The organism is Collinsella sp. 4_8_47FAA, assembly GCF_000763055.1.
In the GTDB taxonomy this organism is placed as follows: Bacteria; Actinomycetota; Coriobacteriia; order Coriobacteriales; family Coriobacteriaceae; genus Collinsella.
The window spans coordinates 420,190-432,396 of sequence record NZ_KN214134.1 but is presented as its reverse complement, the minus strand read 5'-3'; the positions used below and the strand labels follow the sequence as shown (position 1 = coordinate 432,396).

Here is a 12,207-nt window from a genome sequence, read left to right as displayed (position 1 = left end):
CAAACAGCGGCGGCGCGTCTGACCGAACGAGGGTAGTGGGGACTCGTTCGGCCAGACGCGCCGCCGCTGTTTGTGATCCCTTTTCCTCCGTCCCCTTCGGATCACGTGATCCCTTGGGGACGGAGGAATAGGGATCATTTCGTAGGCCCGTGGCCGCCTTGGAAACCGAATGATGGTACGAGCATCCATTCGGCTTCCAAGGCGGCCACGGACAGAACGGGACGAACAGAAAAGAGCGACGGACGCCTACTCCCCCGCCACGCTCGCGCGCAGCTTGGAGGTGATGGTGCCCGTGACCTTGCCGAGGTCGGCCATGCCAAACTGCTTGGACGCGGCTGGGCAGCGCCGCCACCATGCAGATAGCCGCGAGCACCAGGAAAGCGGAACGCCAGCCCACACTCACGATAAGCGAGCTCACGATCGGCGAGAGAACGGCTCCGCCAAAGCCCGAACCCGAAAGTGCGATGGAAACGGCAAGGAGCACGTAGACCTGCCACAGCTCACCCACAAAGCTCATGCCAGCAAGCACCGCCGAGGTAGCGATAACGGTGAGCGAGCCCAACACGTGGCCATGATCACGAAGCCGGAGGCCACCACGAGCCAGCCGGGGAAGAACTTACGCTGCTGGGGCATACTGCTCCTTATTTAACAAACGAATAGCCTGCGCCGGGCGCCGGTAGTGCCCAAGATTGCCTTGAAAGACAAGGGCATAGGCCTTATGGCCATGCCCGCAGGCTTGAAAGGCAAGGTTGGGTGCTACCGGTGGTCGGCGATATAGCCCAAAGCGACGGCGGTATAAGCCGCAGCACCGAGCGGCAGCTCGGCATCGTTAAAACGTGCCTTGGGATGGTGCTGGGCAAAGTGTTCGTCCGTGTCGGTTACGGCCGCGCCCACGGTAAAGTACGCACTCGGAATCTCGCTCGAGATAAGCGCGAAGTCCTCACTCGCCATGGCATGGAAAAGCGGCAAGAAAGCCGCCTTGGGCAGCACTGCGCCCACGTAGCCAAGCGACGCCTGAGTCATATCGCTGTCGAGTACAAGCGGCGGAACATCCGAAAGCGTCTCGATGGTCGCCGGCGTACGATATGTTGTGGCAACGCCGTTAACGACCTCCGCGATGCGGGTCTTGAGGTGCTCCATGAGCTCGACGTCGAAGCCGCGCAGCGTGCCTTCGAGCACGCAGGTATCCGGGATGACGTTGGCCGCTTGGCCACCGGCAAACTTACCCACGGTCAGTGCGACCTCCTTGGCGGCCGGCACCTCGCGAGCGATGAGCTCCTGAAGCGCCAGGTGCACATGGACGCCGGTCGTGATGGGGTCGATGCAGATCTCGGGGCTCGAGCCATGGCCGCCCTTGCCCTGCAGCGTGATGCGGAAACCATACACGCCCGAAAGCGCCGGGCTCCCATAGAGCACCAGGCCGAGCGGCGATTGGCTGTTAACGTGCATGGCAAAGGCCGCCTGAGGGCGCGGGTTCTGCAGCAGACCGTCGGCGATGGCGGCGCGGGCACCCTCAAAGGTTTCCTCGCCCGGCTGGAACAGCAACTTAACCGTAGCGTTGGCATCAACAAGCTCTGCCTCGCGCGCTTTGAGCATACGAGCCGCACCAAGCAGCGCCGTCGCGTGCATATCGTGACCGCAAGCGTGCATGCAGCCGTTGGTGGATGCAAAGGGCTCGCCGGATTCCTCGGCAACGGGCAGGGCGTCCATGTCGCCACGAAGCATGATGACCGTACCGGCCTGCTCATTCGTGCAGATGCCATTGCCTTGGGCCGCGGCGGCACCGGCGCCGACAAGGCCCACAACGCAGGAACCATCGACGAGCGTAGCAAATGGGATGTCCATCTCGGTCAGGCGCGCTTGGATATACGTAGAGGTCTGCGGGAGGCTATTACCCAGCTCGGGCATCTGATGTAAATCGTGTCGCCACGCAGCGAGCTCATCTGCAAAAGCCTGAGCTTCTGCAACAAGACCGTCACCGATAGCGGTCTGCGCCGCCGCGGTGGCCTTGGGCGCTGATTGCGGTTGAAGATCGGACGGTGCTGGTGCCATAGATGCCCTCCAGTAACGTTTTTGCAGCAAGCACTTTGATAGCGTAAAGTGCAAGGTACTACTTTAAGGGCGACGCATAAAAAATGCCGCCCCGGGAGGCGGCGCAACAAATTGTTTACAATTGCGGACGCGGCTTTCGACGCAAAAAATCGAAATGCGTCTCGCTCAAGATAATCGAAAGAAAGATGAGCGCGAAGCCGGCGAGCAGGCGCGAGGTGAGCGCCTCCCCCATCAGCAGCACCGAGAACAGCACACCCGAAGGCGACTCCATCGAAAGGAGCAGCGAGCCCGTTGAGGCCGGGACATGCGCCAGGCCGACGTTTTGGATGAGCAGAGCCACACACGTACAGCCCACCGATAGAAACGCCATCACACCGATAAAGCTCGGCGTCCACACGGACGCGGGCGCTTGGGTCTCGAATAGCAGCGACGTTGCCAAGCTCAAGACGCCATTGCCCACAAACATCCAAAATGTGATGACGTTGATGTCCATCTTGCGACCGTATTTGGCCGTCACCGCCATCTGGATGGCAAAGAAGACCGCACCGCCCAGTGTGATGACATCGCCGACATTGAACTCGACGCTATCGAGCGCCACCAGACCAATGCCCGCCAGGCACAGCAACGCGGCGCCCAAGTTGTAACGGGTAAGCTTTTCGCCGCTTAGGACGTAGCTCGCAAACGGCACGAGGATGCAATAGGTACCCGTCAAAAATGCACTCTTGCCCGCCGTGGTCTGTGCCAGGCCAATCGTCTGCAAACCGTACGCGCCCCACATAAGTGCGCCCATACCAAGTCCGACGATAAGGTTGCGGGCATTAAAGTGCGCGATGATGCGTTTGTGGAAGATGGCAAACATAACCAGCGAAGCCGGAAGAAAACGAATATAGAGCAGTTCGAACACCGGAATGGTGTCGAGCGCATCTTTCATGGTGGTAAAGGAATAGCCCCAGATGACCGCCACCGATAGCAGCAAGACCTTCCAGAAGAACGGGGAACGCGCGCCGGCGCCGCGGGAGGTGCCGCCGGCGCCCAGGTCCTCCCGTGCGACAGGGCTATCGGGCATGTTTTCGATTTCGTTGGCAGCGTATTGGGCCATGGAACATCCTCACACTCAATCTTGGCGTGGTGTCCGCACGCGTATGGCTGCGTGCCGCCTCATGGTCAAATAAAAACAGGGCGCACCGGACCCCCGGCACGCCCCGCTACTGTAGCAACAACCGGCGTTGCATCGCAATCCAGCCCACTAAAGCGTTTTGTTCCGCCGTTCTACCGAACGGCGGACCGGCCGTCGCTGCGCGAGCCGCATTCACGCCAATCTGACGTTCAATTTCAAGGGCGCGACCAGAAGGTCAGCGCCCTTTCATTTCACGTCACCTTGGCGCAAATGCGGCTCGCTCGCTGGCATTAGTGCTACATCAGCGTTAACGTTGCCGCACTAAATTAGCTTTGTCGACTCCAGCTTTTCGATGATCCAGTCGTTGGCTTTGATGACCGGACGGCGGAAGACGACGCCCAGGGCCAGCGACGGAATCAGATAGCTCGCCAGAATGCCCAGCTCAACCCAGTACTCCATATGGTAGGCGCCAGCCATGGCGGCATGCATGGCGTTAATGCCATGGGTAAACGGCAGGAACGGATAGATCGCCTGGAACACAGGGCCGGTCATCTCGATGGGGAACGTACCGCCCGAACCGCCGACCTGCATGACCAGCAGCACAACGGCCAAAGCCTTGCCGATATCGCCAAACGAAACCGTAAGCGTGTAGACGATATTGGAGAACACGAGACTCGCGACCCAGCCCGCCAGCACAAACTGCAGCGGGTTGTCGCACTGAATGCCAAAGAACAGGATGTCGCCCGCGCACACGAGCGTTGCCTGCAGCAGGGCCAGACCGCCAAAGAACAGGTAGCGGCCCAGGTAGATCTCGTGCAAGCGCACGGGGATTAACTCATTGATGAGTTCGTCGTCAACCGACACCTTCATCATGGCCGCCAGCACGATCGAGCCGACCCAGAGCGACAGAATCGTGTAGAACGGCGCCATGGCCGAGCCGTAGTTGCGGATCGGATAGACCGGCTTGCGATCGAGCGCGACGGGACCGGAAAGCGACACGGCCAAACCCTCGGGATCATTGCCAATCATCGTCTTGATCGTGGCCAGATCGTCCGACATAAGGGCGCCGTCGAGCTCGTCCTTAAAGGCACTGATCTTATCGGACGCTTCACCCAGCTGATCGGAAGCCTTGTTGACCAGCTTTGCAGCCTTGGAGAGGCCCTTTGCCAGCGAACCGGATGCGTCGGTCAGGCCGGCAACAGCACTATCCAGATCGTTCGAAATACCGTTCAGCGAATCCAAAACGCCCGAGATGGTCTTCTTGAGCTCCTTTGCCTTGGCCGAGAACGTGGAGTCGTAATCGATTTTGGCACCCGAGATACCCGCCTTGGCGTCGGCGATCGCCTGGTCGGTTTCGGCGCGGACATCGTTAACCTTTGCCATGCTGTCCGAGAGCGACGTCGCGATGCTCGTCAGCTCCTTGGCATTGTTGCGGTACTCCGTCGCGGTTTTGTTAAGCTCAGCAGCCGCGTCCTCAAGCCCTGCCTTGAGCTTATCGTTACTCACCTGCCCAGCAAGACTACGGAGTTTATCTGCCGCGGCATCAATCTCGTCGGCACGTGCATTGAGTGACGCCGCGCCATCGTTGAGCTGAGACACCGTAAGATCGACATGCTGGTTCGCGGCGTCAAAGGCCTTTGCAAGCTCGGTGGACACGTTGTCGAACGACCCGGCACTTCCTTCAATCGCGGCATCAATGGTATCGCTGGCAGCCTTGAGCGCTTGCTCGGAATCGGCAATACCGCTCTCGGCATGCTCCATCAGCTGCTTCACCGACTGATCGGTAGTTCCGGTCTGCTTGAGCAGGCCGCCCGCCGACGTCAGCGAATCGGAGGTCGAACTCAAAATGCCCGCAAGCGAAGTAGCGCTGGCCTTGATGTCCTGCAGGTCCTGAACCGAGTCGCCAAGCGTCGAGGACAGGTTGGCGATAAAGTTGCTGACCTGGTCGGTGCTCATGTAATCGAGCAGGCTGGACACCGTCTTAAGACCGATGCTCGTAATGGTCTCGGTAAAAGTTTCGTTAACCTGGCTCTGAACGGCACTCGAACCCTTCTCGGTCACGATCTGCGCAATGGCGTTGGCCTTCTGGTTCTCGTAAAACTCGATATCGGCGTGTTTCACGTCGGTCGAGAAAAGCGTCATCATGTCAGCGCTAAACGTTTTGGGGATAACGACGGCAGCATAGTACGCGCCCGACTTAACGCCCTCGATAGCCTTTTCGCGATTGTTGAGCACAACCCAATCGAAGCTCTCGTTGCCGCGTAGGGTGGCGGTCACGTTTTCGCCCACGTTAACCTCGACGGGGATCAAATCGCTCTCGTAGCCCTCATCGGTGTTGACCACGGCGATCTTAAGATTGCCGGTGTTGCCGTACGGATCCCAGCTGCCGGCGATGTTAAACCACGCGTACAGACACGGTACGATAATGAGGCCCATCACGACAACCAAGCCGATCACGGAGCGAGACACGTTTTGGACATCGCGCTTAAACAGATGCAGGATGTTCTTCATTTATGCCTCACCTCCTTTGGAGTGCTTGCCAAGCGCGGTGGTATCTCCATCATTTGTGGCTGTGCTGTCGCTGCCCTGAGATTTATGGTGCGAGCCGATATGCGGCAAGCGGCCCGTGGACTGATCGCCGCCCTTGGCACCACGCTCGCTGGCGTTGAGGCCAAACATGTGGCGGGCGGCAGGAATGGCGGCCGTGTGTTCGCGCATCTCGCGACGCAGGTCCTCATCCGAAAGCGCCGAGATGCGCATCTGGGTATTGAGGCTCGCGCGGATATATTCGATATTGATAAGCCAGCCGCAGATGGCAATAACCGAGATGATCCAAATGACAAGCAGGATGATCTTGCCGTTATTGTCGATATCGAGAACCGTCGACAGGACAAAGAGCAGGACCTGAACGCCCACCACGGCGGCAAAACCGCCCTTGATGTAGTACGGGTAGCGATGTTCAAAGGCGACCGCATGATCGAGCAGTTCGCGACGGTACGAATCGGAATCGAGCATGACACGCATGGCCGTGCGCAGCGAGTAGCGCTGGCGCGGCAGGTCGTTGGACTCGCAAATCATCATACCGGTCGTGGAAAGCTGTTTATCAAAGAGCAGGTTAAGGTTGAGCAGCAGCGGACGCAGCTGCAGACCGATAAAGAGCGCCACGATCAAGAACACGCCCAGAATGCACAGGTTAAACAGGTAGTTGAACGAATACATGCCGCCGACCGTCTCGCGCAGCAGATTGATGCCGTAGGTAAAGGGCAGCAGCGGGTGCAGCCACTGGAAGAAGCCTGGCATCATCTCGATGGGGTACATGCCCGACGAACCCGGGATCTGCACGATAACCAGAATGACGCCGATAGCCTTGCCGATATGCTTAAACGTGGTGGACAGCGCATAGATGATATTGACGTAGGTGAACGAGATGGCGATGCCGCCCAGCACGAACAGCAGCGGGCTGACGCACTGCACGCCGATCACCAGATCGCCTACCGTAACGATGATGGCCTGCAACGCGCCCAGGATCACCAGGAGCAACCAGCGGCCAAAGTAGCCCTGACGCGCGGTAAAGCTGCCGATGCCTTCGCGGTCGACCTCGAGCTTGTAGATAGCGATAAGCACGTAGCCGCCCACCCACAGCGCCAGATTGGTATAGAACGGGGCAATGCCCGAACCAAAGCTCTTGACCGGGTAAATTGACTTTGAGGTCAGCTCGACCGGAGATGCCATGAAGTCTGCAACATCATCGACGTCGACGCCCATCAGGCCGGCCAGCTCGCCCATGGACTCGGAGGTCTGTAGCGCCGCGATGTCGTTGGCGGCGGTTGCGAGCTTGTCCTGGACCTTGGCAAGCGAGGCATCGGTCTGGGACAGCGTGGTCTTGGCCTGACCGAGCGTGGCGTTGAGTTGCGAAAGTGTACCGCGCGCACTTGCAATAGTAGGCGTGAGGCCAGACACGATTCCCGTCAGATCACCCGAGACGGCGGCAAACGAATCAAGTGCGCTCGAGACCTTCGGCAGCGCGTTTTGACCCAGGTCCGTCTGAGCCTGGCCAAGGTTGGTCGCACCGGTCTGAATTGCATTATTGATAGCGTCGCTGGCACCCGAGACAGCCGCAGCGTCATTCGCCATGGCGCTCGACTGCGCAGACAGACCGTCCTTGATGCTCTGAAGCTTTTCATTCTGCTCGCAGAGCAAATCGATGATCGATACAATGCGCGCGTCAATTTCCTTGGAACCTGTCGACGTGTCATTGACGAGAATTTCCAAGTGCCCGATAACGGCCTTATTGTGGTCGATCGTCGCTTGGAGAGACTCAAGCGAGTTGTCGATACGGGTAGTCGTAGATGCGACCGTGCCCGTCAGCTTGCCAATCGCAGCGTTTGCGGAGGCTGACGTCTTGGTGAGCGCAAGGCTGCCTTCCGAGAGCGCCTTGGAGAGCGAGGCGACAGAGTTGCCCGCCGTGGCGCGAGCCTCGCCCAGCAGGTCATTGCCCTGGGAGATCGCCTGCGTCAGCGACGGCGCCTGACCCTGCAGACCGGCAAGTGCCGCATCTGCCGAGGCAATGGAACCACTCGTCTTATCGATGGCGGCATTCATGTCGCCAATCGAATCACGCACTTCGCCCAACGTATCGGAAGCCTCTGATACCGAACCGGCCAACGAATCCTGAGTCTGGGTTGCCTTGTCCTTTAAATCGACTCCGGCATCCTTGGCGATACCGGCAACAGTCTTGCCTACCGTAGAGACAAATTCCGAGTTGATCTGCTCCTCGATGGTGTTTGCACCGGTATCGGTAACCTTGGGCGCAATGGCGCTCTTCTTCTCATTGACGTAGTACGTGAGCTTGGGCTGATGGTAGTTGCCGTCGAGCATCGAAACCAGGTTATCCGAGAAGTTCTTGGGAATCACGATAGCGGCATAGTACTCGCCGCTCTCGACGCCCTCCTTGGCATCGGCCGTCGAGTCGACGAACGTCCAGCCCAACTGATGATTCTCCTTGAGCTGGTCGACCACTTTGTCGCCAGCGTTGAGCTCACCCACCAAGTCGTTTTGGGTGCCTCGATCGTTGTTGGCGATAGCAATCTTGATGCCTTGGGTGTTTCCATACGGATCCCAGTTTGCCACGATGTTATACCAGGCATACAGCGAGGGAATAACGCACACGCCTAGGGTAACCACCAGGGCGACGGGGTTCACAAGCAGTCGCTTAATGTCGCGCTTAAATATCGCAAAGGACACCTTTGCATTGGATAGTTTGCTGCCGAGACTCACGCTTGGACCATCCATCCTGTCGTTAAATCGAATCGTACTATCGACAACCATTGTAGTAGGCGCTTTAACGTCTCAAAGCACAATGGTGTTGAGTTTTGCGGGTAGCAATATACTACGAAGATGAGTTAACGTACAGATGTACAGTATCCTAAATTTCAGCAGGTCACAAAACCACAACCCGCACAAATAAATGATCCCTTGGGGACGAAGGGATCATTCAAAAGGAAACGAGAGTGGAAAATCTCCCACTTCAAGCCCGCATTCGAGCCAAAAGTGGGAGATTATCCACTCTCGTTCTAATCTAGTTACGGTGCCGTATCCCCGAACTACATCAAGTTGCAAACAGCCGCCGCGAAGGCAACGGGGTCCTCGGGGAGGATACCCTCGACCAGCAGGGCCTGATCGTAGAGCAGACCAGAGTACTGCTTGATCTTGTCGGCGTCGCCTGCCTTCTGGGCAGCGACAAGCTTGTCAAAGACCGGGTGCTTGGCGTTGAGCTCGAGCACGCGCTGGCTCTTGGGCATGCCGTCGGGCGCGCCCTCGGGTCCCTTCTGGAGTACCTTCTCCATCTCAAGCGAAAGCGGACCCTCGGTGGTGATGCAAGCGGGGGCATCGGTCAGGCGCGCGGAGACGGCAACCTTCTCGACCTTGTCGCCGAGTGCCTCCTTCATGGCGTTAAAGAGGTCCTCGTTCTCCTTGGTGGCGTCCTCGGCCTCCTTTTTCTCGTCCTCGGTCGCCAGGTCAAGATCACCGGTTGCGACGTTCTTGAGCTCCAGGTGACGATCCTCAACCTCGGGCTCGGCACCATCGGCCACGGCCTTCTCGGCAGCCTCGCGGGCGGCATCGTCCTCGTAGATCTTGGGCATATCGGCGGCAACGTACTCACGCATAGCCTGGAAGGTGAACTCATCCACGTCCTGCGTCAGCAGCAGCACGTCATAGCCGCGGTCGAGCACGCCCTTTACCACGGGCATCTTGGCCAAGCGCTCACGCGAGTCGCCGGCGGCGTAGTAGATGGCCTTCTGATCCCCGGGCATGCCCTTGGCATACTCGACCAGGGTAATCATCTTCTGTTCCTTGGCAGACCAGAACAGCAACAGATCGGCGAGCTCATCGGCCTTCATGCCATAGCTCGAGTAGATGCCGTACTTAAGACCGCGGCCAAAGTTCTCAAAGAACTTCTCGTAGGCCTCGCGGTCGTTGTCACGCATATCCTCAAGGTCGGCGGTAATCTTCTTTTCCACACGCTTGGCAATGGCCTTGAGCTGACGGTTCTGCTGCAGCGTCTCGCGCGAGATGTTAAGCGACACGTCGGCAGAATCCACGACGCCGCGGACAAAGTTATAGTAGTCAGGCAGCAGGTCGTCGCACTTCTCCATGATCAGGACGTTGGAGCTGTAGAGCGCCAGGCCCTTCTCGTAGTCCTTACTGTACAGATCGAACGGCGCGCGGCCCGGCACAAACAGCAGGGCGTCGTACTCGAGCGTGCCCTCGGCGTGGAAGCTGATGGTGCGCGCAGGATCGTCAAAGTCGTGGAACGTAGACTTGTAGAACTCGTCGTAGTCCTTCTGCTCAACATCGGAGCTGCGCTTCTTCCAGATCGGCGTCATGGAGTTGACGGTCTCGAGCTCCTGATAGTCCTCGTACTCGGGCTTATAGTCGTCACCAGCGTCCTCGGGCTTGGGTTTCTGGCGGCTCTTGGACACCATCATCTGAATCGGGTAGCGCACATAGTTGCTGTACTGCTGAATCAGGCTCTTGAGACCCCACTCGGTCAGGAAGCGATCGTAGGTCTCGGCCTCGCCGTCGGCATCGAGCTTCTCGTTCTCGCGCAGCGTCAGGATGACATCGGTACCGTGCTCGGCGCGCTCGCCGTCCTCGATGGTGTAGCCCTCAAGACCGTCGGATTCCCACACATGGGCGACATCCTCGCCATAGGCGCGGCTGACGACCTTCACATGGCTGGCGACCATAAAAGCCGAGTAGAAGCCCACGCCAAACTGACCGATGATGTCGACATCGGAGCCCTGCTGCTCGGCGTTCTCGGTCTTAAACTCCTCGGAGCCGGAATGGGCGATGGTGCCCAGGTTGCGCTCGAGCTCCTCGGCGGTCATGCCAATGCCGTTATCCGAGATCGTGATGGTGCGGGCATCCTTGTCGAAAGAGACGCGAATAGCTAGGTCGCCCTGGTTGATCTTGACGCTCGGGTCCTGCAGGCTCTTAAAGTTGAGCTTGTCGACGGCGTCGCTCGCGTTAGAGATAAGCTCGCGCAGGAAGATTTCCTTATTGGTGTAGATGGAGTTGATCATGAGGTCGAGCAGTTTTTTGCTCTCGGTCTTAAATTGACGCATGTGCAGTCCTTTCGCGCTACCCCCGTCCGCAAAAACGGCCCGGTTGCCCGAGCCGCATCGCAGACCTGCTATGTTCAGACTTAGATTTTATAACCCAATAGCGCGCATATATACATACGGAATCGAAAAACTGTATGTCCGAGCGCTCCAATGCGTCAATTGCCAAGGAGTGTCCCCAGCTGCCGGCAGAAAAGGAACGTCCCTATCTGCCATCTACGCGCTTGGCCATCCAGACATGGGACTGGCCCTCGTCTTCGTAATCTACCGGGGCAATTTGCGTGTAGCCCGCCTTTACATAGAGCGGCAGCACGTATTCCTGCGCATGCAGCTTAATAAGCTTGGCGCCGGCATCGCGTGCACACGAAGCACTGGTCTCCACGATCGCACTCGCCAGTCCGCGACGACGCATAGCCGGCAGCACGGCGACGCGCCCCATAATGTAGGTCTCCCCCGCCGCAACGCCTTCGTCCATGTCGCATGCCGGCAACACCGGGGCCTCTGCGTCAGCCACGCGCTCAAGCTCTTCGGGAAACACGCGCGAGCAACCGGCAAGCTCGCCGTCTACATAGAGCGTCACATGAATGCAGTTTGGATCCTCGTCGATAGCGTCGAACTCATTCTCGTAGCCCTGCTCGTCCATAAAAACGACGCGGCGCACCAACGCCGCGTCATCAAAGCATCCCGTCTTAAGTTGGATATCCATGGCTGCCCTTTCATTCAATGCGAACGTTAGGGACAGATTTTAGCGAAAATGAGCTCCGCGTACGCTAAACTTCGCGCGAGCCTTCGCCAGGCAGTCGTAATGACCCACGTTATGGGCATCGCTCGCGATGAAGCTGTACAGGTTCTGATCGAACAGGCGCTGTGCCGGCTTTTTCTCGCGACCAAAGCGACCGCCGGCAATAAAGTCCGCCGAAGCCTGCAGCTTGCAGCCCATATCGACCAGACGCTCCGCCACGCTTACATCCTTTTGAACCGCACGATAGCGCTCAGGATGAGCGATGATCACCTGGTAGCCACGGCACTGCAAATCGTAAATCGTGTTCTCGTACTCTCTAAACGCATACGCATCGGCATGCGTCGAAAGTTCGAGCAGAAACTCGTTGGTCCCATCGAAATGCAAGTGCTCCGCGGCATCGATACCAAGCTCAACGAGCTTTCGATGGTTGACCTCGAAGCCCATCTGGAGCGGAAAACCGTCAGCGTTATCACGCAGCAGCTCAAAGGCATCCCACATCTTGTCGTAATCAAAATAGGGATCACGGCAGTGAGGAGTGCAAACGATTCTGGTTACACCGGCCCGCTTGGCAGCCTCGAGCATCGCCAAGCTCTCATCGAGATCGGCGGCGCCGTCGTCTACACCCGGCAAGATATGGCAATGAATGTCACGCATAGGTCAGCCTTAATCAA

The 12,207-nt window shown here is 58.2% G+C and carries 8 protein-coding genes; all 8 read right to left on the bottom strand.

Annotated elements, in window-relative coordinates:
- Positions 1 to 562, bottom strand: a 562-nt coding sequence (locus HMPREF9463_RS11270; protein ID WP_369796784.1) for an MFS transporter, incomplete at its 3' end; no start/stop codon positions are given.
- 194 nt (positions 563 to 756) lie between these two features.
- A complete protein-coding gene (locus HMPREF9463_RS02020; RefSeq protein WP_084591739.1) occupies positions 757 to 2,052 on the bottom strand; it encodes a M20 family metallopeptidase in 1,296 nt (431 codons plus the stop codon).
- A gap of 115 nt (positions 2,053 to 2,167) precedes the next feature.
- Entirely contained in the window at positions 2,168 to 3,151 is a 984-nt protein-coding gene (locus HMPREF9463_RS02015; protein ID WP_006234792.1) for a DMT family transporter, read from the bottom strand.
- Positions 3,152 to 3,490: 339 nt separating this feature from the next.
- On the bottom strand, positions 3,491 to 5,680 hold the full coding sequence (locus HMPREF9463_RS02010; protein WP_035136839.1) for a YhgE/Pip domain-containing protein: 2,190 nt from the start codon (positions 5,678 to 5,680) through the stop codon (positions 3,491 to 3,493).
- On the bottom strand, positions 5,681 to 8,446 hold the full coding sequence (locus HMPREF9463_RS02005) for a YhgE/Pip domain-containing protein (RefSeq protein WP_232219723.1): 2,766 nt from the start codon (positions 8,444 to 8,446) through the stop codon (positions 5,681 to 5,683).
- A 326-nt stretch (positions 8,447 to 8,772) separates the two neighbouring features.
- Positions 8,773 to 10,797 (bottom strand): molecular chaperone HtpG, encoded by a 2,025-nt coding sequence (gene htpG / locus HMPREF9463_RS02000; protein WP_035136838.1) that lies wholly within the window; start codon positions 10,795 to 10,797, stop codon positions 8,773 to 8,775.
- 202 nt (positions 10,798 to 10,999) lie between these two features.
- Positions 11,000 to 11,500 carry a GNAT family N-acetyltransferase gene (locus HMPREF9463_RS01995; protein ID WP_035136837.1) on the bottom strand — a complete coding sequence of 167 codons (501 nt, stop codon included), beginning with the start codon at positions 11,498 to 11,500 and terminating at the stop codon, positions 11,000 to 11,002.
- Between the two features lie 39 nt (positions 11,501 to 11,539).
- A complete protein-coding gene (locus tag HMPREF9463_RS01990; protein ID WP_022094060.1) occupies positions 11,540 to 12,190 on the bottom strand; it encodes a tyrosine-protein phosphatase in 651 nt (216 codons plus the stop codon).
- Positions 12,191 to 12,207 lie beyond the last annotated feature (17 nt).

Coding starts and splice junctions, on each gene's coding strand:
- HMPREF9463_RS01995 (WP_035136837.1), bottom strand. CDS start 11,500: ATGGATATCCAACTTAAGACGGGATGCTTTGATGACGCGGCGTTGGTG.
- HMPREF9463_RS02010 (WP_035136839.1), bottom strand. CDS start 5,680: ATGAAGAACATCCTGCATCTGTTTAAGCGCGATGTCCAAAACGTGTCT.
- htpG (WP_035136838.1), bottom strand. CDS start 10,797: ATGCGTCAATTTAAGACCGAGAGCAAAAAACTGCTCGACCTCATGATC.
- HMPREF9463_RS01990 (WP_022094060.1), bottom strand. CDS start 12,190: ATGCGTGACATTCATTGCCATATCTTGCCGGGTGTAGACGACGGCGCC.
- HMPREF9463_RS02020 (WP_084591739.1), bottom strand. CDS start 2,052: ATGGCACCAGCACCGTCCGATCTTCAACCGCAATCAGCGCCCAAGGCC.
- HMPREF9463_RS02015 (WP_006234792.1), bottom strand. CDS start 3,151: ATGGCCCAATACGCTGCCAACGAAATCGAAAACATGCCCGATAGCCCT.